Source organism: Acinetobacter sp. YH12219 (assembly GCF_013417875.1).
Lineage (GTDB): Bacteria > Pseudomonadota > Gammaproteobacteria > Pseudomonadales > Moraxellaceae > Acinetobacter > Acinetobacter amyesii.
Genome location: NZ_VPDC01000003.1, coordinates 150,274 through 172,376 on the forward strand (window position 1 = coordinate 150,274; position 22,103 = coordinate 172,376).

At 39.8% G+C, this 22,103-nt stretch carries 21 protein-coding genes; 16 read left to right on the top strand and 5 right to left on the bottom strand.

Going from position 1 to position 22,103, the window contains the following annotated elements:
• The first annotated feature begins 2 nt into the window (after window positions 1-2).
• From tadA to pyrF, 7 genes are all read left to right on the top strand, one after another.
• Complete coding sequence (gene tadA, locus FTV04_RS02985; protein ID WP_180088567.1) at window positions 3-554, top strand: tRNA adenosine(34) deaminase TadA; 552 nt, start codon at window positions 3-5, stop codon at window positions 552-554.
• Window positions 555-580: 26 nt separating this feature from the next.
• Window positions 581-1,012, top strand: a complete 432-nt coding sequence (locus FTV04_RS02990; protein WP_078188937.1) for an SRPBCC family protein — start codon at window positions 581-583, stop codon at window positions 1,010-1,012.
• Between the two features lie 17 nt (window positions 1,013-1,029).
• Window positions 1,030-1,713 carry a (d)CMP kinase gene (gene cmk / locus FTV04_RS02995; protein ID WP_168378902.1) on the top strand — a complete coding sequence of 228 codons (684 nt, stop codon included), beginning with the start codon at window positions 1,030-1,032 and terminating at the stop codon, window positions 1,711-1,713.
• Window positions 1,714-1,820: 107 nt separating this feature from the next.
• Entirely contained in the window at window positions 1,821-3,500 is a 1,680-nt protein-coding gene (gene rpsA, locus FTV04_RS03000) for a 30S ribosomal protein S1 (RefSeq protein WP_078188933.1), read from the top strand.
• A 162-nt stretch (window positions 3,501-3,662) separates the two neighbouring features.
• Window positions 3,663-3,965: an integration host factor subunit beta gene (locus FTV04_RS03005; protein WP_067767464.1), complete on the top strand. Its 303-nt coding sequence runs from the start codon at window positions 3,663-3,665 to the stop codon at window positions 3,963-3,965.
• Window positions 3,966-3,989: 24 nt separating this feature from the next.
• Window positions 3,990-4,355, top strand: a complete 366-nt coding sequence (locus FTV04_RS03010; RefSeq protein ID WP_078188931.1) for a lipopolysaccharide assembly protein LapA domain-containing protein — start codon at window positions 3,990-3,992, stop codon at window positions 4,353-4,355.
• Window positions 4,356-4,595: 240 nt separating this feature from the next.
• Window positions 4,596-5,276 carry an orotidine-5'-phosphate decarboxylase gene (pyrF, locus tag FTV04_RS03015; protein ID WP_180007332.1) on the top strand — a complete coding sequence of 227 codons (681 nt, stop codon included), beginning with the start codon at window positions 4,596-4,598 and terminating at the stop codon, window positions 5,274-5,276.
• Between the two features lie 80 nt (window positions 5,277-5,356).
• Here the strand turns inward: pyrF and FTV04_RS03020 are convergent, their stop codons facing one another.
• Together FTV04_RS03020 and FTV04_RS03025 are read right to left on the bottom strand one after the other, a co-directional pair.
• Entirely contained in the window at window positions 5,357-6,265 is a 909-nt protein-coding gene (locus FTV04_RS03020; RefSeq protein WP_180088569.1) for a lysine exporter LysO family protein, read from the bottom strand.
• Window positions 6,266-6,313: 48 nt separating this feature from the next.
• Window positions 6,314-7,843 carry an NAD(P)/FAD-dependent oxidoreductase gene (locus FTV04_RS03025; RefSeq protein WP_180088635.1) on the bottom strand — a complete coding sequence of 510 codons (1,530 nt, stop codon included), beginning with the start codon at window positions 7,841-7,843 and terminating at the stop codon, window positions 6,314-6,316.
• Between the two features lie 157 nt (window positions 7,844-8,000).
• On the opposite strand from FTV04_RS03025, the gene FTV04_RS03030 reads away from it, so the two are divergent.
• From FTV04_RS03030 to FTV04_RS03050, 5 genes are all read left to right on the top strand, one after another.
• The gene (locus FTV04_RS03030) at window positions 8,001-9,008 is read left to right on the top strand and encodes an AraC family transcriptional regulator (RefSeq protein WP_180007330.1); all 1,008 of its coding nucleotides are present in this window, start codon (window positions 8,001-8,003) and stop codon (window positions 9,006-9,008) included.
• 84 nt (window positions 9,009-9,092) lie between these two features.
• Window positions 9,093-10,244: a cell division protein ZapE gene (gene zapE, locus FTV04_RS03035; protein ID WP_111885050.1), complete on the top strand. Its 1,152-nt coding sequence runs from the start codon at window positions 9,093-9,095 to the stop codon at window positions 10,242-10,244.
• A 526-nt stretch (window positions 10,245-10,770) separates the two neighbouring features.
• Window positions 10,771-12,933 (top strand): malate synthase G, encoded by a 2,163-nt coding sequence (locus tag FTV04_RS03040; RefSeq protein ID WP_180088571.1) that lies wholly within the window; start codon window positions 10,771-10,773, stop codon window positions 12,931-12,933.
• 88 nt (window positions 12,934-13,021) lie between these two features.
• Window positions 13,022-13,498, top strand: a complete 477-nt coding sequence (locus FTV04_RS03045; RefSeq protein WP_180088573.1) for a hypothetical protein — start codon at window positions 13,022-13,024, stop codon at window positions 13,496-13,498.
• 112 nt (window positions 13,499-13,610) lie between these two features.
• Window positions 13,611-15,053, top strand: a complete 1,443-nt coding sequence (locus tag FTV04_RS03050; RefSeq protein WP_180088575.1) for an aldehyde dehydrogenase family protein — start codon at window positions 13,611-13,613, stop codon at window positions 15,051-15,053.
• Window positions 15,054-15,135: 82 nt separating this feature from the next.
• Here the strand turns inward: FTV04_RS03050 and FTV04_RS03055 are convergent, their stop codons facing one another.
• A complete protein-coding gene (locus FTV04_RS03055) occupies window positions 15,136-15,897 on the bottom strand; it encodes a hypothetical protein (protein WP_180088577.1) in 762 nt (253 codons plus the stop codon).
• Window positions 15,898-16,159: 262 nt separating this feature from the next.
• Here FTV04_RS03055 and FTV04_RS03060 point away from each other — a divergent pair, with 262 nt between their 5' ends.
• A complete protein-coding gene (locus FTV04_RS03060) occupies window positions 16,160-16,819 on the top strand; it encodes an SOS response-associated peptidase family protein (RefSeq protein ID WP_180007386.1) in 660 nt (219 codons plus the stop codon).
• Window positions 16,820-16,840: 21 nt separating this feature from the next.
• Here the strand turns inward: FTV04_RS03060 and FTV04_RS03065 are convergent, their stop codons facing one another.
• Complete coding sequence (locus FTV04_RS03065; RefSeq protein ID WP_180003047.1) at window positions 16,841-17,305, bottom strand: MarR family winged helix-turn-helix transcriptional regulator; 465 nt, start codon at window positions 17,303-17,305, stop codon at window positions 16,841-16,843.
• A gap of 619 nt (window positions 17,306-17,924) precedes the next feature.
• Here FTV04_RS03065 and FTV04_RS03070 point away from each other — a divergent pair.
• The 3 genes from FTV04_RS03070 (at window position 17,925) to FTV04_RS03080 (ending at window position 21,125) form a co-directional block, all read left to right on the top strand.
• Window positions 17,925-19,445, top strand: a complete 1,521-nt coding sequence (locus tag FTV04_RS03070; RefSeq protein ID WP_180088579.1) for a transporter associated domain-containing protein — start codon at window positions 17,925-17,927, stop codon at window positions 19,443-19,445.
• Between the two features lie 380 nt (window positions 19,446-19,825).
• On the top strand, window positions 19,826-20,554 hold the full coding sequence (locus tag FTV04_RS03075) for a hypothetical protein (protein WP_180088581.1): 729 nt from the start codon (window positions 19,826-19,828) through the stop codon (window positions 20,552-20,554).
• A 19-nt stretch (window positions 20,555-20,573) separates the two neighbouring features.
• A complete protein-coding gene (locus tag FTV04_RS03080; protein WP_180007324.1) occupies window positions 20,574-21,125 on the top strand; it encodes a hypothetical protein in 552 nt (183 codons plus the stop codon).
• A 99-nt stretch (window positions 21,126-21,224) separates the two neighbouring features.
• Here the strand turns inward: FTV04_RS03080 and thiM are convergent, their stop codons facing one another.
• Window positions 21,225-22,094, bottom strand: a complete 870-nt coding sequence (thiM, locus tag FTV04_RS03085) for a hydroxyethylthiazole kinase (RefSeq protein WP_180074013.1) — start codon at window positions 22,092-22,094, stop codon at window positions 21,225-21,227.
• Window positions 22,095-22,103: the final 9 nt, after the last annotated feature.

Genomic DNA, 22,103 nt, shown 5'->3' on the forward strand with positions numbered 1-22,103 from the left:
TGATGTCTGAACAAAACCAACATAGTGATGAGCATTGGATGCAGCTTGCTTTCGAGCAAGCTGCGCAAGCTGCCGAATTGCAAGAAATTCCTGTAGGTGCAGTGATTGTGAGTCAAAATCAAGTCATAGGTGCAGGGTTTAATGCGCCTATTTCTTTGAAAGATCCCACCGCGCATGCGGAAGTACAAGCTTTGCGTCAAGCTTGTTTAAATATCGATAATTACCGTTTACCTGATGATGCAACTTTATATGTGACCTTGGAGCCTTGCACAATGTGTGTGGGTGCTTTGGTCCATTCAAGAATTAAACGCGTGGTATTTGCGACGACTGAGCCTAAAGCAGGTTCTTTAGTGAGTTCGCGTCAATTGTTAAATTCAGGCTACTATAACCATATCTTTGAGTTTGAGCATGGTTGCCTGCAAGCGCAATGCTCCCAACAATTAAGTGATTTTTTTAAAATGCGTCGTGAACAAAAACGACTGATGAAGTTACAGGAAAAAGCCACTTTGACTGAACTTCATTTAAAAAATCAAGTAAACTCTACTGACAATTAATATTGTCAAATAAAATAGGGTACGCCATGAAATCGATCCAAGTAAAAAAAGAATTTAATGCACCAGTCGAGCAGGTTTTTGACTTACTTTCAAAACATTCGACCTATAACGTGGCTTTTGCACCGATTCAAGTGGTGCGTGTCAAAGATTCAGCAGATCCTGAGCGTCCTGATGGTGTGGGTTCAGTGCGCCGAATGGGCTTTGGGCCAGTGAAGCCGTTACAAGAGCAAATTACCTTACTTGAGCCAAACCAACGCATTGAATATAAGATTATTAAAAACCCATTGGTGAAACATCATTTGGGTGTGATTCAATTCGAAGCGATCGATGCTGCGCGTACTTTAGTCACTTATACGATTGAATTACAGGCGCGTGCGCCATTCGTTAGTCAATTAATCCTTGCGCAACTGAAGTCAGCGATTAAAATTGGTTTTTCAAAACTTGCAAAAACCGTATAAACAAAAATGGAAGAGCAATGACAGTTCAAATCATTACAATTGATGGCCCAAGTGGCTCAGGTAAAGGAACATTGGCAGCAAAAATTGCGGCACATTATCAGTTCCACTTACTCGACTCAGGTGCGTTATATCGTCTGTTGGGATTGTCATTGCATAAGCAAGACTTAATTGATGCATTAGACTCAAAGCTCGATGAATGCGTAAAAATTGCAACAAATTTAGACATACAATTTGTGACAAATGAAGCAGGTGTTTCGGTGCTTTTAGATGGTGAAGATGTCTCAAAAGTTATCCGTACTGAGAGAGTCGGAGAGTTTGCCTCAAAAGTTGCTGCAATTCCTGCACTTAGAACTGCGCTTTTAGAACGTCAGCATGCCTTTGCCCAAGCACCTGGTTTGGTTGCAGATGGCCGTGACATGGCAACTACGATTTTTCCCAATGCTCAAGCCAAGATTTATTTAACGGCTTCTGCTCAGTCCCGTGCAGAGCGCCGTGTAAATCAGTTGCAGGCTATGGGCGTGGATGTTAAAATAAACGACATTTTAGCTAATATCGAAGCGCGTGATAAGCGAGATATGGAACGCACAGTCGCTCCACTCAAGCCTGCGCCAGATGCTTATTTCATTGATAGTTCAACTTTGAGTATTGATGAAGTATTCACGCTGATGACGAATTACATCGATCAGCAATTAGCAAACTAAAGAATTTTCAGCAGAAGCATAGCTTGATCAGTCTTATACGGACTATGTAGACGCTTAATTAAACCGGCCTTGTCTGATCCAAGACCGCTGACTTTACTAGGTATATCATGACCGAATCTTTTGCAGCCCTCTTTGAAGAAAGCGAATTAAACCTCAACGTTGAAAAGGGTGCTGTCATCCAAGGCGTTGTAGTAAATATCGACTCTGACTGGGTAACAGTTGACACTGGCCTTAAATCAGAAGGTATTGTTGACCGCGCTGAATTCTTAAATGAACAACGTGAACTTGAAGTTCAAGTTGGCGACACTGTTGACGTAGTTGTTGAAGCTCTTGACAACGGTATGGGTCAAACAGTTTTATCACGTGAAAAAGCTAAACGTGCTGAAACTTGGACTAAACTTGAAAAAATCTTTGAAGACGGCGAAATCGTTACTGGTGTTATCTCTGGTAAGGTTAAAGGCGGTTTCACTGTTGACATCGGTCCAGTTCGTGCGTTCCTTCCAGGTTCTTTAGTTGATACTCGTCCTATTCGTGATACTACTCACTTAGAAGGTAAAGAGTTAGAATTTAAAGTAATCAAACTTGATGCTAAACGTAACAACGTTGTTGTATCTCGTCGTGCTGTTATGGAAGCTGAATCTTCAGCTGACCGTGAAGCTCTTCTTGCTCAGCTTGAAGAAGGTCAAACAGTTACTGGTACTATTAAAAATCTTACTGACTACGGCGCGTTCGTTGACCTTGGCGGTATTGATGGTCTTCTTCACATCACTGACATGGCTTGGAAACGTATCAAGCACCCTTCAGAAGTTGTTGAAGTTGGTCAAGAAGTTACTGTTAAAGTACTTAAATTCGACCGCGAACGTAACCGCGTATCTTTAGGCCTTAAACAATTAGGCGAAGATCCATGGTTAGCGATCATGAACCGTTACCCTAAAGGTTCTATCGTTAAAGCTCGTGTAACTAACTTAACTGACTACGGTTGCTTCGCTGAAATCGCTGAAGGCGTTGAAGGCTTAGTACACGTTTCAGAAATGGACCACACTAACAAAAACATCCACCCATCTAAAGTTGTTCAGATCGGTGACGAAGTTGACGTTATGGTTCTTGAAGTTGATGAAGAGCGTCGTCGTATTTCTCTTGGTATCAAACAAACTCGTGCTAACCCATGGGAAGAGTTTGCTAAAGAACACGACAAAGGTGAAAAAGTTTCAGGTACGATCAAGTCAATCACTGACTTCGGTATCTTCATCGGTTTACCAGGCGGTATCGATGGTCTAGTTCACTTGTCTGACATTTCTTGGAACGAACAAGGCGAAGAAGCTATCCGTCGTTACAAGAAAGGTGACACAGTTGAAGCGGTTATCCTTTCAGTAGACGCTGAAGGCAACCGTATCAGCCTTGGCATCAAACAAATGAACAGCGATCCGTTCAACGATTTCTTAGCTGCTAACGAACGCGGTGCGCTTGTTAAAGGTACTGTAACTGCAGTTGACGCTAAAGGCGCTACTGTTAAGTTAGCTGACGAAGTTGAAGCGACTCTTAAAGCATCTGAAATCAACCGCGACCGCGTTGAAGATGCAACTAAGTTCCTTGAAGTTGGTCAAGAAGTTGAAGCTAAAATCATCAACGTAGACCGCAAATCACGTTCTATCAACTTGTCTATCAAAGCGAAAGACGAAGCTGAAGAAAAAGAAGCAGTAGCTAACTTGAACAAGACAGCTACAGCAACTTCAGACAATGGTCCTAAGACTATTGGTGATTTGATCAAAGCTCAAATGAACCACTAAGTAAGTGTTTGAATTGTATTGTTAATGTAAATTAATTAATATATTTTACACAATTACTGTAACGGTAGCGTAGTAAGTGATTATTACGCTACCGTTTTGTATTTAAACAGGTTATTATCAGGAAACTGATCCTAGGTAGCTTGATAATTAAAGAGGTCGCAGATGACTACTGAAGCACTTAATAAGTCTGACTTAATAGAGCGTATTTCTCTTAAAAACCCACACTTAGCTGAACCCTTAGTGGAAGAGGCCGTTAAGATAATGATCGATCAAATGATCGAAGCTTTGTCTACAGACAACCGAATAGAAATCCGTGGTTTTGGTAGTTTTGCATTACATCACCGTGAACCACGTGTGGGTCGTAACCCAAAAACAGGTAAATCAGTTGAAGTGGCAGCAAAAGCTGTACCGCACTTTAAACCTGGTAAAGCTTTACGTGATGCGGTAAACGAATCTGCAAACTAATTCAAAACATTGTTAGGGGTGTTTATGCGTTACGTATTGGTCGTAATTCTACTGGTCCTATTTGGATACTCATTGGCTTTGGTTCTACAAAACGGAACTGAACTTTCGGTCGATTTGTTGTTTACACAAGTGCCTGCAATGCGTTTAGGGCTTTTATTGCTATTAACCTTGTCATTAGGTTTGGTGTTAGGTCTTTTATTGGCAGTGCAAGTATTTCGAGTATTTCAAAATAACTGGGAAATTAAACGTCTACGTAAAGATATTGACCGCCTACGTAAAGAGCAAATTCAAACTGCTCAACTGGCTGCTGCTGAAGCGGCTGCACATACGCGTCATGAAAAGACAGTTTTAGATATTGATGCGAATGAGCGTCCTTCTAACCCGTTATAATTGGGTTTTAGAAGTAAATTAACTACTTTTATGAGTAGATTTAAATTTTATATTTAACACTCCGGTGGATCATCGGGGTGTTTTTTTATGGGCTGAAAAAATAAAACGCTTATCTCAAATAAAATAATGAGATAGCTCAATTCAAATTAATCATTTCAAATGACATGAGTTTTATGACTTTCTGATCAAGTTGAATCCATCTATAATGCACTAATTTTGTCAAAATGAAGGGTAAGTCTCTTGAGTATCATCGTTGCACTAGATGCTAAAAGCCAATATGACGCACTTACAATTGCAGAGCAGTTAGATCCTGCATTATGTCGAGTTAAGGTTGGTAAAGAGTTATTTACCCATGAGGGTCCAAGTGTCGTTAAGGCATTGCATGATAAAGGTTTTGAAGTATTTCTAGATCTAAAATTCCACGATATTCCAAACACTACAGCGCAAGCAGTTTGTGCAGCTGCGGATATGGGTGTGTGGATGGTGAATGTTCATGCTTCAGGTGGTCGTAAAATGATGGAAACCTGTGTTGAGCGTTTAAAGACGGGTAACTATAACACTCAGCTGATTGCAGTAACGGTATTAACCTCGATGGGCCGTGAAGATCTTGCGGATTTAGGTTTAGATGTTGAACCCTTTGAACATGTGAAACGTCTTGCGACTTTAACGAAAGAAAGTGGTTTAGATGGTGTAGTGTGTTCGGCACAAGAAGCAAAAATGCTGCGTGAAACTTTGGGTGCTGACTTTGCTTTAGTGACACCGGGTATCCGTCCAGCAGGTTCTGCTGCTGATGATCAAAAACGAATTGTGACACCTAAACAAGCCATGCTTGATGGTTCTACACATTTGGTGATTGGTCGTCCGATTACCAAATCGGACAATATGCGTCAGACTTTAAAAGATATTTTGGCGACTTTGTAAGAATCCCACCCGACCTCCCTTTGAAAAAGGGAGGAGAAAGTCCCTCTTTTTTAAAGAGGGATTTAGGGAGATTAAAATCGTTAAAGCACCGCCAATATACTCACCAATATAGGTGCAAGTACAGAAAGGATAAAGCCGCTGACCATGGCATGTGGAATAAAATCATTCCCACAGGCTTGTTTGACCATAGGTAGGGTGACATCCATAGCTGTTGCGCCCGCAGATGAAATTGCAGAGCGTGGGTAACGCCAGCCAATAATATACATAAACACAATCGCAAAGATTTCTCTGAATAAATCATTCATCAACGCAATACTACCTAGATGCGCATTTTTTAATTCAGTTACGACGATACCTGTCATCGAATAGAAACCATAGCCTTGTGACAGCATAATCAAATCTTTCAAGCTGATTTGTGGCAATAGATAGGCAGCAGCAAAAGCGCCCAAAAGTGAACCGACGATACAACCGAGTGGAACAAGTAGAATTTTCCAATTTAACCAAGAGCGATCGAGCGGTGAGTAGGCGAGATCAAGCCCAATCAGAAACATGAAGACTAAAAGTAGATCCCAAGTACTAATATGTGGCTGAAGACTAAAATGTGCTGCAATTTCGGCAAAAGCATAACCTAAACCTAATGCAATAAAAGCATAGCTAATATTGATGAGTGAGCTTGTCACTAACTGCATGGACACTTTGCCATGACTGGGTTTATAGCCTAAAAGCTTAAACAAAATATAGCAGCAAATAAAAGCACCCATTGAGGTCAATAGTGCAATAAGTACTGATGAAGAGAGGATTTGCAGAGGTGCTGGAATAGTGTGTAATGTTTCAGAAAATTCGATCGCAATCGCAAATAACAAAATATAAGTAAAGTACGGCAGGAGTTTAAAGGCGATTTTTTCAAGCCAAGTGGGTAGGCGACGTGCAAGAATAAAACCAAGCCCTAAACAGGTCAAGAGCTGGAAAATCAGCCAGAAAGATTGCATAAAAAATAGGCAGATAATGAATACCTGCCTATTATGACCTGTTATTGCTTAAGCTGCATGACTAGATTTTGTTTTACTTAGGAGTCGAAAATCAGCTGGATTTATTTTTCGAGTAGCGAGCCAATATTTCCATGTATAAGTTGGCCACAGTGCAAAATTTTTACCGCCATTTTGTTGATACCAGCTCACGCAGCCTGATTGCCATACCGTGCCATCAAGCATGTCTTGTACATGAGTGTTAAATTGATCTTGCACCTGATCTTTGACAGCGATGGCTTGAACATTAGATTTTGAAACCAATTGCATCATTTGTAAGATGTAATCGACTTGTGCCTCAATCATAAATACCACTGAATTATGCGCAAGTACGGTATTGGGGCCTAATAATTGGAACAGATTTGGAAAGCCTTTGGTGCAAATGCCATAAAAACTTTCTGCGCCAGCTTGCCAAACTTGTTTGAGTTCTTGAGCATTTTCACCAATACATTCAAAGGACTTGAGATAAATACGTGGGTCAGTAATAAAGCCAGTCCCATAGATTAAGCAGTCAATTTCACGGGATTTTCCATCTTTGGTAATAATGGCATTTTCAGTGATTTCTTGTATTGCATCACTGACCAATTCCACATTAGGTCTATTAAAGGTTGGAAAGTATTTATTAGAAATTAAAATGCGTTTACAACCCATGATGTAGTTTGGGGTTAGTTTCTTGGCGAGTTCAGCATCTTTGACTTGGTATTTAATATACAGTTCAGCCAGTTTTTGCGCATACTTCATGGTGGTCGGCTTAACAATTGGCACGACACGTGATTCGTTGGTCCAATACAGTCGAGCACGGTGAATTTTTCGAAACCAATCATATTTTTTAAATAATGATTTTTCTAAACCATGATAACTACGTTCATCTCGTGGAATGACCCAAGCTGCGGTACGTTGAAAAACATAAAGTTGCTGTGTTTGTGGTGCAATTTCTGGAATGTATTGGATGGCACTGCCGCCTGTACCAATCGATGCGACCTTTTTACCTGCTAATGGATATTGATGATCCCATTGCGAAGAATGGAACACTTTACCCTTAAATTTTTCAATGCCTGGAATATGTGGGATTTGTGGGACATGTAACGGGCCAGATGCAAAAATCACATATTGAGCGGTAATTTTAACGCCATCTTTGAGTTCTAAATGCCAGTCGCAGGTTGATTCATTGTAGTGGCTTGAAAGCACTTCACTGTTAAAGCGGCAGAACTGTTTTAAATTATATTCACGGGTAACGTGTTGGATATAGTCAAATATTTCCGGCGCTTCGGCGTAACGTTTTGACCAATCTTTTTTGGGTGCAAAAGAAAGCGAATACATATGTGATTGCACATCACACGCAGCGCCAGGGTAGCGGTTTTCACGCCAGGTTCCACCAAAATCATTGGCTTTTTCGAGGATCAGAAAATCTTGATTACCTTGTTGTAAAAGTCGTATCGCCATAGCAATACCACCAAAACCACCGCCAATGATGGCGATTTGTGTATGTATTTCAGAATTGGGTTTTGGGGTTTGCACTGTTTTTGTTTGCGCTTCCTGCATCATTTTTTTAATTCCAAGCGAGATTACAAACTAAGCATACTTGAGTTCATAACCAGAACAATATGATTGAGGTGACAGAAAAATTGATCGAAACGGCAATGTTCATAATTGCAAATTTGTAGTAAAAAAGAAGAAATTTAATGTCATTTTACGATTTATGAAACGATCCATTCTAAGCCTGATGTATCTTGTACAAGGAATGCGTAAAGCAGGCGTAGATGTCGATCAACGTTTGCAAACTATCGGGCTGCGTGTCGATGCACTCGATCCTACTTCGGTGATTCATCCGAGTTTGGAGTGGGATGTACTGAAAGTCATTGGTAAAGATGTAGAACCTGAGCAAGGGTTATTTATTGGTCAGCATTATACGTTGGCGGGTTATGGTCCGTTGCTGATGTTATTGGTCACCAGTGATACTTTACGCCAAGCTTTAAATCAGGGAATTCGCTTTCAACAGTTGACGCATCTAACTGGGCGTTTGAGTTTGCAAATCAGTCAGCATAAAGTGGCTTTATGCTATCAACCACAAGATGTATATGCGACACTGGGTGCATTATTGGCGCATTCAGAGATTTCAGGAACGTATAAATTCATCCGTGATCTGTACAAAATGATGGGGCTATCTACGCCACAAGTTCAAATTGATTTGCCGTTCGCTGAACCCAAAGATCCCGAAAAATTAAAAATGTTTACTGATTATTATGGCTCTCAAGTTCGATTTGGTGCGCCATTTGCGGCATTTTGGTTCGATGAAGATGTTTTAGATATTCGGATCCCTTCCGCAGATATTATTACTTTTCGATTATATGAGTCGAAATGTATTGCGGAGTTAGAACGTTTAAGCGCCGATGAAGATGCGCCATCATTGGTTCAACGTGTGCAAGATTATTTGGAATTACAAAGTGGTGCGATGCCAAGTATGGCAGCAACTGCTCAAGCGTTGAACTTGCCTGAAAGAACTTTGCGTCATCAACTGCAACAGTTAAATACCAGTTATAAGCAAATTCGTGAAGATATTATTAAAGATAAAGCACTCCGTATGATTGAATATAATGAATATTCAATTGAAATGATTGCAGAATTGCTGGGCTATTCAGAACCTGCGGCGTTTAATCATGCGTTTAAACGTTGGTTTGGGCATAGTCCGAGACAATATAATAAATAGCCAATGCGCTTTACTGCCAAAGTGTTATATCTTCGAGTTTATTCTTCGTTATAATTCATTTAGCCCAAAAAAGTATTTAATGATATGTCAGATTTTCAGTCACCACACAACACCGCATTTACTCCGATTTCACCGGCTGAGCGTTATGCTCAAGCCTTAGCATCTGGTCAGTTTTTACCAGATCAGGAACAGGCGCAAGCGGTGCATGAGTTGGATCGAGTTTGGCAAGAATTAATCCAACGTTTTAAGGCTTCTAAAAAAGCGTTTCGTCGTTTCCGTCGTCAAACTGCACCGAAAGGGGTGTATATGTGGGGCGGTGTAGGACGTGGTAAAACGTGGCTGATGGATCAGTTTTATGATTCTGTGCCATTTCGACGCAAAACTCGTATGCATTTCCATCACTTTATGCAGTACGTACACCGTGAATTAAATAAGCTTTCAGGTCAGCGTAATCCACTAGACCTTGTTGCCGACCAAATTTATAAAGAAGCAGTCGTGATCTGCTTTGATGAATTCTTTGTATCCAATGTCACGGATGCAATGATTTTGAGTGATCTATTCCAAAAATTATTTACGCGTGGGATCACCCTTGTTGCAACATCTAACATCGCACCAGATGGTTTATATAAAAACGGGATCCACCGTGACCGTTTTATCCCAACCATCGAAATGGTAAAAAAGAACTGTGTGATTTTAAATGTAGACTCAGGCGTAGACTATCGTTTACGTGTATTGAAACAAGCGCAGTTGTTTAAGTCGCCTTTAACACATGAACATAAGTTGTGGATGGCACAGCGTTTTACAGCATTAACGCAAACCCAAACGGTTTCACAAGAGCCAATTATTATTAATCAGCGTATTGTAGAAACCATTGGTCATACGGAAGATGTACTGTGGTGTGAATATTCTGAGCTTTGCCTAAAACCACGTAGTCCAGCGGACTTTATTGAAATTGCCAATATTTATAATACGGTCTTGGTAAGTAATGTGCCGCACATGACCGATTATTTGTCTGAAGGGACACGTCGTTTTATCTACTTGGTTGATGAATTTTATGACCGTGGGGTGAAGTTGTTGCTTACTTCAGAAGATACGATTATTGAATTATATCAAGGTGAAAAATTGGCATTTGAAATTGAGCGTACACGTTCGCGCTTATTGGAAATGCAATCTGATGATTATCTACATACCTCTCACCGTCAAATCAATGCACCAGAATCTACCGCAGAAAATTAAGCGTTTCTGTTGGAATGAAAAAAGAACGTCTTGATGGCGTTCTTTTTTTTTGATTTTTAGTTTTAGATAACATGTATAAATTAAGAAAAGCTGTGGAACGAACAATAGAAGTTAAAGCGAAGTCTCAAGATAAAAGCATCATTAAATAAGAAGTAGGGTTGTTTAATAATTCATCGATAAAAGCGTTAAATTTAAACTGATTGGTTGAAGTTGTAGCATCGACATTGTCAGCATTTCATGGCTTAATCGAGTGAGTTTGTTTGACGCTTGGGTCTATTTGTTCAGTTTTAGAACAAAATTCTGCACTTAAGTCTAATTTCGACATTTCAAAAACTTTATACACTGTAAAAAGGTATTCAGGCTGATGATGACGTCGTATTTCTGATCTTTATTATGTTGAATGATGAGGGTATTTCATTACATAGAAAATGATCATTATTTAGGAATGTGATAGTACTATTCAGCAAAGTATAAATGGGTATACTAGAATCTCTTGTTATAAAAAATAGCAATATCAGGAAAGACAATGACTGCACGTATTCAAAAAGGCAAGTTAGCGATTGCTAAAGAACTTTACGATTTCATCGAAAATGAAGCACTACCGGGTTCAGGTTTAGACAGTGAAACTTACTGGAAAAACTTTGAACAAGTCGTTGTCGATCTTAGCCCAAAGAACAAAGCACTATTGGCTAAGCGTGACGACATTCAAGCTAAAATTGATGAATGGCACCGCAACAACAAATTTGAACTCGAAGCTTACAAAGCTTTCCTTACTGAAATTGGCTACTTATTACCAGAAGTAGAAGATTTCCAAATCAGCACAGAAAATGTAGACGAAGAAATCGCATTATTGGCTGGTGCGCAATTGGTAGTACCTGTGCGTAATGCACGTTACTGCTTAAACGCTGCGAACGCACGTTGGGGTTCACTCTACGATGCTCTTTACGGTTTTGACGTGATCCCTGAAGAAGGCGGCGCGGAAAAAGGTAAGGGCTATAACCCAGCTCGTGGCGCAAAAGTTATCGAATTTGCTAAAAACTTCTTAAATGAAACTTTCCCGCTAGCTAATGGTTCGCATGCAGATGCAACTAAATATGCGGTAGAAGGCAAAAAGTTAGTTGTAAGCCTAAAAGACGGTTCAACTGCAACTTTAGCGAAAGAAGCTCAGTTTGTTGGTTTTAATGGTGACGAAGCTGCACCAACTGAAATCGTACTTTTAAACAATGGCTTACATGTAATCATTGAAGTTGATGCGACGAGCCCAATTGGTTCAACAGATGCTGCTGGCGTTAAAGATTTAGTACTTGAAGCTGCGGTAACGACCATTCAAGACTTGGAAGACTCAATTGCTGCAGTTGATGCTGAAGAGAAAGTTGAAGGCTACCGTAACTGGTTAGGCTTAATGAAAGGTACACTTTCTGAGTCTATCGAGAAAAATGGTAAAACTGTTACTCGTACATTAAATAAAGATCGTACGCACAAAAATTTAATCGGTGGTGAAACTACGCTTCACGGTCGTTCATTGATGTTGCTTCGTAACGTAGGTCATTTGATGACAAACCCTGCGATCCTTGTAGATGGTGCTGAAATCTACGAAGGCATCATGGATGCATTGATCACACCGTTATTGACGTTTGCAGATATTAAAGGCGAAAACGAAAACAAGAACTCTCGTAAAGGTTCTATGTATATCGTTAAGCCAAAAATGCACGGTCCAGAAGAAGTTGCATTTGCAGTTGAATTATTTGAGCGTGCTGAACAAGCGCTTGGTCTACCTGCGAAGACTTTGAAAATCGGTATCATGGACGAAGAACGTCGTACTTCTGTGAACTTGAAAAACTGTATCGCGCAAGCGAAAGATCGTACGATCTTTATTAATACAGGTTTCATGGACCGTACGGGTGATGAAATCCATACTTTCATGGAAGCAGGTCCATTCGTTCGTAAAGGCGAAGTGAAGTCTCAAATCTGGTTCCCTGCATATGAAAACCGTAACGTGATGATCGGTCTTCAAGCAGGTTTACGTGGTAAAGCGCAAATCGGTAAAGGCATGTGGCCAAAACCAGATATGTTGCTTGATATGTACAAAACTAAAATTGAGCATCCAGAAGCTGGCGCAAGCTGTGCATGGGTTCCGTCTCCATCTGGCGCTGTTATTCACGCGATCCATTACCATCAGTGCAATGTTTCTGAGCGTCAAAAAGAGTTGTTGAATACTCAACCGCTATCTTTAGATGACTTGTTAACACCGCCTTTAGCGACAGATACAAACTGGTCTGAAGAAGAGAAAACCAAAGAGCTCGAAAATAACCTTCAAGGTATCTTGGGTTATGTAGTTCGTTGGGTTGATTTGGGTGTAGGTTGTTCAAAAGTTCTAGACATCAACAACGTTGGTTTGATGGAAGACCGTGCAACTTTACGTATTTCTTCTCAACACGTTGCAAACTGGTTACGTCACGGTATCGTAACTGCTGAGCAAGTTGAAGAAGTATTTAAGCGCATGGCGAAAGTTGTGGACGAGCAAAATGCCAACGATCCACTTTACACACCAATGGCACCAAGCTTTGATGGCTATGCATACAAAGCTGCATATGACCTAGTATTCAAAGGTGGCGAGCAGCCTTCTGGTTATACAGAGCCGCTTCTTCATGCTTACCGTTTAAAATTAAAAGGTTATACAGGTGACTAATCTGTAAATCAAAAAAAGCCTCTTCGGAGGCTTTTTTTATTGCTTGAGAAAGTTAGAATGTCGACATAAAAAATGAAAAGGAAACTCCATGTATTTATGGAATGTAAATCGGTTAGTGGATGATATAAGACTGAATAAAGTCTCTGAAAGCCATTATAAAAACTATTATATTGCCAGTTCAATATTGATTTTCTTTAGCTACTTAGCACTGACCTTAACCCCAGAATCCAAACCTACAGAAGCTTGGGCTTCGTTTGTTTTACAAGTTGGTCTGCTGATTAGCTGGGTAAATGCCATATTTAAAGCCAATGGCGGCGAGCAAGGCCGAGATTTTTTAAAGCGCTTTATTGCATTGTATTTGCCCGTAACGATTCAGAGTTTAGTCCTCTTTATCTTGATCGCTGTTGTTGTCGAAGGGCTGTTACCTATGTTGACCCTAAACATGGAGGAGGCTGCACTTGAGCAACTCACCACAGTTAAAGACCTGAGTTTTGAAGTCATTATTAGCTGTTATATTTATTGGCGAATCTATAAAGCGATGCGGCAGATTCATCAGCCGGTTTAGATTAAAGGGCTGCACCCGAAATTATTTCTTAAAGTTTCATCCTGTTTTTCTCATAGCTTTTCGATGCTGAAGCCTTTACATTGGAATGAATGATAAAAATGGGATAGAAGCGATGTCAACATATACCGCATTAGATTTGCAATATATTGGTGGGCAGTGGCGGGCAGGGACGTCAACCCGCCACATCAAAAATATCAATCCTTTTAGCCAAGCAGAGATTTTTGAATTGCAGGCAGCCAGCAGTGTCGATGTAGACAGTGCTTATAGTGCGGCAGAAGCTGCCTTTAAATTAGAAATGACCAAGTCTATTAAAGTACGTCAGCAAGTTATCAACAAATTAGCTCAAACCATTCAGCAACGCAGAGAAGAAATTATTCAATGGCTGATAGATGAATCTGGGAGTACACGTTTAAAAGCCAATATTGAAGTTGATGCTGCGCTCGGCATTATCCAAGAATCGTTGTGTTTTCCTGAAAAAATGCAAACTATGAAGCTAGAGAGTAAAGACCCTAGCCGCAAGAGTTTTGTACTGCGCAAACCCTTGGGAGTCATAGCAGTGATTAGCCCTTGGAATTTTCCATTTCATTTGTCGATACGTTCTGTGGTGACTGCGATTGCTTGCGGCAATAGTGTGGTGCTGAAGCCTGCAAGTGACACGCCAGTCACAGGTGGAACGTTGCTCGGAAAGTTATTTGAAGAAGCGGGTTTACCGCATGGTGTGTTAAATGTCGTTGCAGGCAGCGGCAGTGAAATTGGCGACTATTTTGTAGAGCATCCTGTACCTAAATTGATTTCATTTACAGGTTCAACTGAAGTGGGTCAACAGGTGGGGGTGAAAGCGCTAGGAAGTTCACGGATTAAGCGTTTAGCGCTGGAACTTGGCGGCAATGCGCCTTTGGTCATTTTAGATGATGCAGATTTAAATTTAGCCGTTGAACTGACCGTGATGGGGCGTTTTTTGCATCAAGGACAAATTTGCATGAGTACCAATCGAGTGATTGTGGATGAATCCTTGCACGATGCTTATGTTGAAAAATTAATTAAACGGGTAAAAAGCATTGTGGTCGGTGATCCGAATGATGCTGAAACCCTGATAGGGCCCATTATCAATAAGTCGCAAATCGATAAATTAAAAACTATTATTCAAAATGCCATTCAGCAAGATGCAATTTTAGCCTACGCGGGGGGTATTGAAGGTCAATTGGTTGCACCGCATATTTTCACCCATGTGGATGCACACGCTGATATTGCATTGGAAGAAAACTTTGGGCCAATCTTGCCGATTTTAAAAGCGCGAGATGAAGCACATGCACTAGAATTGGCGAATTCAACCCGATTTGGTTTATCGAGTGCGGTATGTACGTCAAACTTAGCGCGCGGCGGAGAGTTTGCTGCCAAACTCGATATAGGCATGACGCATATCAATGGCATCAGTGTGGCGGATCATTCTAATGCACCCTTTGGTGGTGAACGTAATTCAGGCCTTGGCCGTTTTAATGGTGAGTGGATATTTGAGGAATTTACCCGCACCCATTGGCAGACTTTCCCCGCTTAAAATACACAAAATGAAGTCTATTTTATCTTGTGCAATAGACTTCACAACAGGTTCTGTTGCGCAGGAGCAGGACCTCTCTAGTTTATTTCCATGAAATATCAGGAAGTATATAGTCCCAAAAACGACTCCAACGTGTTTTGTAATACAGAAAAGCGCCAATATCCTGACTTGAACAATTATTCTGATAGTACATTTGCTGATTCATCAACAGCATAGGCTTACGTTGCAAGGTCGTTATATACAGCTTTACCTGCACTTTATAATTGTAGATTGAATAATTAGAAGAAATAGTCTCGGTTTTCATTTTTTGGATATTGTTAATATACACATCAAACTTCAAGCCATTTTTGTAATCCGTTGCCTCATGAATTGTTCGATCTTCGATTGGAATAACCGGATTGTTATCACTAAACGCTAAATATGCATTATGTTTTTGTTTTCCTTGTTGATAATTAAACTGAATAGCTGAATTTGCAGTGGTGAAATAGGGGAGCGCATCCAGAGGATTGATCTTAAAAGTGCCTGTACAATCTGTCCTGACACGGCCTTCATCTGCGTTCACTGTAAACCAGTCAAATTGATCTTCTAATTCTGTCGTGTGGGCTTCATCTGCGTCAGGAAGAATCACGCCAAATTGATCTCGTTGTCTTTGCTGATTTTGCATCAAGCGATAACTATTTTGAGCATGTTTTGCAAAACGGATTTCAGGAAACATTTCTGGAGATGTAATTTTAAAGTCAGAGACATTGATCATTTCACCATAGGGCAGGATGACTAATGAGAATTGCTGCTCTTGGGTGTTGGGAAGATTTTTGACCGTGACCCAATGATGTGTACTGATCATTTGCTGATTGCGAAAATGCTTATATTGAATGCGGTATTTGCCTGCAGGGATCTCGATTTCATTGATCAGGCTTTGTTTAAATGGATATTCATTGAGATAGAGCGCGTCGAGACTAAAAGGTAGAAATGAAACGGTATGTACAGAAACTTTTGCTGCTTTGCAGTTGGATATAGACTTAAACTGAGAATTAAAACGATAAAGCGACTTCGGTCTAGATTTTTCATTTATTATAAAGATTGAATTTTTGCGGATTATGGCAAATATGTGTGCCAATTTCAAACCGATTACCTTAGCGCAATTAAAGTCGCAAAACTTGCCTGAAATCAGTTTTGAATATCCTGAGGAAGTCTATCCAAATTATGATTTGCCGCTGCTCTTTAAGTCTGAGCAAGGGCTAGAGTGGCGAAAAGTGGGTTTTGGCATGGTGCCTAAATGGGCCGAAGACAAATCTATTGCACTAAAAACCTATAATGCCCGAAATGAAACTTTGTATCAAAAGCCGTCTTTTATCAATGCGATCTCAAAATGTAAGTTTGGCGTAATTCCAGTGTCTGAATTTTATGAGTCTATGTATATCGACAATAAACCGCAGCGTTGGAGTGTTAAACGCAAAGATGGAGAAGCGTTTTATATCGCTGCCTTATATGACATTTGTCGGCAAGGTGATGAGATTGTACGTTCTGCAACCATGATTACGATGGATGCTATCGATCATGAAATGATGAAACACTTTCATGAGCCAGGAAATATAAAACGCTCGGTGATTGTGATTCCGCATGCGCGATTAGAGGAATGGTTAAGCTGGAAATCACCCAATATCCAAAGTTTTGTACAGGGTTTTCCCGTTGATGAATTTGAATGCGCGCATGCACCTAAAATAAAAATCGAAAAAATCAGTCCCCAACTGAACTTTTTCGATTAATACTTCGGTGATGCAGAATGCTTAGCGCGCTAAGTTTTTGAAGATGTGCTTTAAGCTTTCCATGGTTTTTTCAATTTGTAGCGGTGTTAAGCCTTCAAAAGATTGCTCGAGAACGACATTCGTTAGATCGTTAATCTTCTGCGTCATTGCAGTGCCTTTATCGGTTAACACGACGCGGGTAATACGCGCATCATCTTCACAAGAATAGGTATCTACTAAGCCTTCATCTTTTAAGCGATAAACAATTTTGGTTGTCGTCGACATTTTAGACACGACCATTTCAGATAAATCCGAAACGCTCGCATGTGGCTTAGACTTGAGTGCGAGAAGGATACGGCGACGTGAATTATCAACACCATATTTTTTCAACGCATGGTCAACGTTTAAAACGTATTGAGCATGAACCTGAGTGACCCAGTAGAAAGGAAAATTTTCTAAGCTAAAGTCATCGGTGGATGGTAAAAATTTTGAATACTTTTTTGTCATAAAGGAGTCCCCTGAATATTTGTTTTAATTTTATTTAATGTTTTAACATTCTATTGAAAAATAGAGGGTAATAGCAAGAGTTCACAATAAAAAAATAGAAAGTAGAAGATATCTCATTTTTAGATTATCTTAATAGATTATATTGATATTCTGTCCAAGCGATTAAAAAAGAATAAAAGTAATTTTTGCTATAGAGAGATAGTGTAGTGAAAATAAATAAGTTTTTAATTCAAATTGAATATTAATATATTTTACCAAAAGGTTGAAATAAATAATTCATTAGATTTGTCATACAATCTATTACAACGTCGTTAATCACATTTAATTAAAAGTCAGGTGAATTCATACTTTTTTTAAAGTGGAAGAGGAGATCTCAAAAAGTAGGTTTTAACATCTAGATGTGTATTTTATATCGCCCATTCGATTTGTAATGCATTCAGCGTTTCTTAACATTTTGTCATATAGTTGATGAGAAAAAATATGCTTGAATACATTACAAATGCGCAAGATTGTGCATAATGGAATGGTCTCTAGTTACACAGGTTAAATTTATGGATCCGTCGCCGTGCGTTGGTCTGATTGAAGATATTCTTACAATCCAGAATGAGGAAGAGAGCTAATGGAATTTTTGTTAGATCCCGGAATCTGGGTTGGTTTACTTACATTAATTATTTTAGAAATTGTACTAGGTATTGATAACCTAGTCTTTATTGCCATTTTGGCAGAAAAACTCCCTCCAGAACAACGTGATAAAGCCCGCGTACTTGGTCTTTCACTCGCATTATTTATGCGATTAGGATTGTTATTTGCAATCTCTTGGTTGGTCACATTAACAAAGCCCCTGATTACCGTTTTTAATTGGACATTCTCTGGTCGAGATCTCATTTTATTGTTCGGTGGATTGTTCTTAGTCTATAAGGCGGTCACAGAGCTGCATGAGAAATTAGAAGGTAAACCAGAAGTTCAAGTGACAACAAAAGTGGCTTATGCGAGCTTTACGGCAGTCGTGGCGCAAATTGTTGTCTTAGATGCAGTTTTCTCTCTGGATTCTGTTATTACAGCAATCGGTATGGTCGACAACATTTTTGTCATGATGGCTGCAATGATTGTGGCAATGGCAGTGATGTTACTTGCATCTAAACCGTTAACGGCTTTTGTGAACCGACATCCGACCGTCGTGATCCTATGCTTAAGCTTCTTATTGCTTATCGGTATTAGTTTGATTGCAGAAGGTTTTGGTTTCCACATTCCGAAAGGCTATATCTACTCAGGTATTGGTGTTGCGATTATCATCGAAGCCTTTAACCAATTTAGTCAGCGTAATGCTCAAAAACACGAAGCGAAAATTCCATTACGTCATCGTACTGCGGACAGTATTTTAAAGCTGATGGGTGGACGCTTAGAAGCCGATCAAGTCGGTAATCAAGCGCAAGAAACCTTTGCAGACGAAGAGCGTTACATGATTGGTGGTGTATTGACGCTTGCAGAGCGTTCAGTTGCGTCGATCATGACTCCTCGTAATCAAATTTCTTGGGTGGATTTAAATGACACACCTGAGCAAATTCGTGAGCAAGTCCTTTCAGTACCGCACAGTTTATTCCCTGTGTGTCGTGGTAGCTTGGATAAAGTCATTAGTATTGTCCGCGCGAAAGAACTTATTGATGTTCTAGATAGCGAAGATGATCTAAAAGCATTGATTAAACGTCATCGTCCGATCTTTATTTTCCAAAAGATGAAGGTGATTGATGCGATTAATACCTTGCGGACTTCTAAAGGTTCTTTGGTACTGGTTACGGATGAATTTGGTGCGGTACAAGGTCTGATTTCACCACTCGATGTGTTTGAAGCGATTGCTGGTGAATTCCCTGATGCGGATGAACAACTTGATTTGATTAAAATCGATGATGAACATTGGAAAGCTTCAGGCATGCTCGATCTGTATCAGTTAGAACTTGAATTGGAAATGCTGGACTTGATCGAAGAAGATGATGGTTATATCAGTGTTTCAGGCCTTATTTTAGATCAGACCCACGGCAATGTAGAAGTGGGTACTGTGGTTGATTTTAAAGGCATCCAATTTAAAGTTACGGCAATGGATGAAAACCGCATTAAAACAGTTGATATCTATTACCAAGCTTAATGCTTAAATTTTAAAATAACTCAAAGACAGCTTTTCGAAGCTGTCTTTTTTGTATGACTAGAAAGTATAAGAAATCCTATCCAAGGGGGCTGTAATTCACGATGTTAAAACGTATTATATTTACATGATGTAACAGTCAAAAAACGCTGCAACTTTTGAGCTTTTAGAGGGCTAAAACGGTTCAAAAGTAAAAAATATTGATAGGGTTGGTTTTAAAAAAGCATGAGGTTAAATAGCGATTCATTTTTAACTCGGGGTTTTAATCATCATAGATGATCTATTAATAATTTTATTTCATTTTAAATATCGTTTTTGAAAACTTTATAACTAGGTACTTTGAAGAAATTCAAAGTTAATCCATTAAAAAAATGGGTGTTGGTATGGCGATCACTGAGAATATCATTGATTTTAGTAAACTCACGACTGAAGAAAAACATGAGTTGTTTCAACGGCTCTGGGAGTTTGATCAATGTATTTTCCCGACTTCGAAAATTGAGCAACTCTATCAATACATGCACGACCCCGATATTGTCGCATTACCAATTATTCAGTATTTTGAGCAAGATAAACTGATCGGGCAAAACATTGTGCGTATATTAAAAATTATGCATAACAATCGACCGATTTTTATTTTTAATTCACGGGCAGGGGTATTGGTTGATTATCGTCGAAAAAACCTGACCTTAAATTCGGCGATTAAAGTGGCGATGCAGCATCAGATTCGATTTCCAGCGATTCCGATGTGGTTTGTGGCTACATTGGCACAACCAAAGGTATATACATTATTTGCTTCGCGCTCTGTTAAGTTTTATCCAAGGCACGGTATCCCGATGCCCACTGAGTATGTGGATGTTTTAAATAGTTATAAAATCCGTCTGCATGATGTGCAGCATCGGGCTGAGGATATTTTTGTTCATCGTTGTGATTTACCGAAGGTGACGCCTGAGCAGTTGGTTCGGCTACGGAACAAATCTGATGAACATGTTCAATTTTTTATGCAGCACGTGCCAGATTATTTTGATGGCATGGGTTTAATGTGTATTTGTAAATTAAATGTTTCAACTATTTTTGAAGCAAGTATGAATCTGGCAGTTGGGCGGGCAGTTTAATGATGGACATGGATGTGTTATGCGACAAATGACGATATATCGATTATTCGGTTTCGGCGCGGCGATCTTTTTAACGGCTTGTCAGCCAGCAGAGCAAAAAGTACAGGAGCAATCGCAGAAATGTGTTGCCCCCGAAAAACTGGTCAAACAAATTTATGATCAAGAGTTGAAATTGCATGCTTTGAGTAAAGATCAACTTACTGCCTATTTTGAGCCATCGTTAGCGGAACGTATGCAAGCAGAAATTAACTGTAAGCAGTCGCAACAAGCGTGTAATGTGGATTTTGATATTTTCACGGATAGCCAAGATCCGCAGCAAGATTCGAAAAAAGGTGTTCAGCCTAAACTGAGTTTTGATGAAAATAAAAACGTCGTTCGTGCTGAGTTTAAAATTGGTGATGAAGCCAAAGTCTTAAATTATGAAATGAGTGATGGCGACTGTTCAAAAATCAAAAATATTGTTTATGCGGGGGACTATGACCTCGACATGATTTTGAGTAATCCAACAGAAACGATCGAAGATTCAGAAATGTTTGATGCCAATGCTGCAAGTGACAGTACGGCACATTAAACTTTTTGACGCGTTCTAATTATTCAAAAACAGCATGAAACCCTGAACAGCTTGAGTGCTTTACTCAAGCTGTTTTGTTTTCCTCAAGTTATCATAGCTTCATAGTGCATAAATTTGCATGTTGGCAAGTTGATTGAAATCGTCTTCATTGAGATTATAAATTTCATCTAAAAATGCAACATTAAAACTGCCGACACTTGAGCTAAGTTCATAGGCTTTTTGACCCGCAATCGCAAAGTGCAAATGCGCTGCGACTGTACCGGCAGTTAGTGTTTCACTCACGGCGCAATACGCTGCTGTTAACGCACCTAAAGCGCAGCCAGAAGCCGTTACTTTGGGTTGTAAGTAAGATCCACCATTAATTTGTATCACCGCATTCATTTCTTTCGACAAGATGAAATCTGATTCGCCTGAAATTGCCACACATTCACAGTGTTCTAATAAGGGTACGGCATTTAAATAAATCTCGGCACTATTTAGCGTGCTATCGACACCGCGTGATTCACCTTGATTCCCTGCAAGACCACTGATTTCTGATGCATTGCCACGGATTATGCTTGGCTTGTACTGGAGTAATTGATCAACCATTTCAGATCGCCACGGCAAAACGGGGCCATAACCGACAGGGTCAAGCACCCAAGGTTTATTTAAATTTTGTGCTGTTTGTGCAGCAATTTGCATGGCCTGCATTTGTTCAGACGTTGGCGTACCTAAATTGATATTCAATGCACTGGCAATAGAGGCAAAGCTTTCGGCTTCAAAGGGATTATCAATCATTGCAGGAGAAGCACCCGCAGCTAAAAGGACATTGGCGACATAATTGCTCGCAACTGCATTGGTGAGGATATGCACCAAAGGTTGTTTGGATTGAAGTTCAATCCACGCATTAATGACGCTTTGTAAAAGCGGGCTATTTAAGTCAGTTAATTCACTGTTCATGGTCGTTTCGAAATTTTCAGATTGATTCATCGTTTTCTC

Bases quoted from the DNA above. Each gene is read 5' to 3' on its own strand.
- tadA (WP_180088567.1), top strand. From the start codon at position 3: ATGTCTGAACAAAACCAACATAGTGATGAGCATTGGATGCAGCTTGCT.
- FTV04_RS02990 (WP_078188937.1), top strand. From the start codon at position 581: ATGAAATCGATCCAAGTAAAAAAAGAATTTAATGCACCAGTCGAGCAG.
- cmk (WP_168378902.1), top strand. From the start codon at position 1,030: ATGACAGTTCAAATCATTACAATTGATGGCCCAAGTGGCTCAGGTAAA.
- rpsA (WP_078188933.1), top strand. From the start codon at position 1,821: ATGACCGAATCTTTTGCAGCCCTCTTTGAAGAAAGCGAATTAAACCTC.
- FTV04_RS03005 (WP_067767464.1), top strand. From the start codon at position 3,663: ATGACTACTGAAGCACTTAATAAGTCTGACTTAATAGAGCGTATTTCT.
- FTV04_RS03010 (WP_078188931.1), top strand. From the start codon at position 3,990: ATGCGTTACGTATTGGTCGTAATTCTACTGGTCCTATTTGGATACTCA.
- FTV04_RS03020 (WP_180088569.1), bottom strand. From the start codon at position 6,265: ATGCAATCTTTCTGGCTGATTTTCCAGCTCTTGACCTGTTTAGGGCTT.
- FTV04_RS03025 (WP_180088635.1), bottom strand. From the start codon at position 7,843: ATGCAGGAAGCGCAAACAAAAACAGTGCAAACCCCAAAACCCAATTCT.
- FTV04_RS03030 (WP_180007330.1), top strand. From the start codon at position 8,001: ATGAAACGATCCATTCTAAGCCTGATGTATCTTGTACAAGGAATGCGT.
- zapE (WP_111885050.1), top strand. From the start codon at position 9,093: ATGTCAGATTTTCAGTCACCACACAACACCGCATTTACTCCGATTTCA.
- FTV04_RS03040 (WP_180088571.1), top strand. From the start codon at position 10,771: ATGACTGCACGTATTCAAAAAGGCAAGTTAGCGATTGCTAAAGAACTT.
- FTV04_RS03045 (WP_180088573.1), top strand. From the start codon at position 13,022: ATGTATTTATGGAATGTAAATCGGTTAGTGGATGATATAAGACTGAAT.
- FTV04_RS03050 (WP_180088575.1), top strand. From the start codon at position 13,611: ATGTCAACATATACCGCATTAGATTTGCAATATATTGGTGGGCAGTGG.
- FTV04_RS03055 (WP_180088577.1), bottom strand. From the start codon at position 15,897: ATGATCAGTACACATCATTGGGTCACGGTCAAAAATCTTCCCAACACC.
- FTV04_RS03060 (WP_180007386.1), top strand. From the start codon at position 16,160: ATGTGTGCCAATTTCAAACCGATTACCTTAGCGCAATTAAAGTCGCAA.
- FTV04_RS03065 (WP_180003047.1), bottom strand. From the start codon at position 17,305: ATGACAAAAAAGTATTCAAAATTTTTACCATCCACCGATGACTTTAGC.
- FTV04_RS03070 (WP_180088579.1), top strand. From the start codon at position 17,925: ATGGAATTTTTGTTAGATCCCGGAATCTGGGTTGGTTTACTTACATTA.
- FTV04_RS03075 (WP_180088581.1), top strand. From the start codon at position 19,826: ATGGCGATCACTGAGAATATCATTGATTTTAGTAAACTCACGACTGAA.
- FTV04_RS03080 (WP_180007324.1), top strand. From the start codon at position 20,574: ATGCGACAAATGACGATATATCGATTATTCGGTTTCGGCGCGGCGATC.
- thiM (WP_180074013.1), bottom strand. From the start codon at position 22,094: ATGAATCAATCTGAAAATTTCGAAACGACCATGAACAGTGAATTAACT.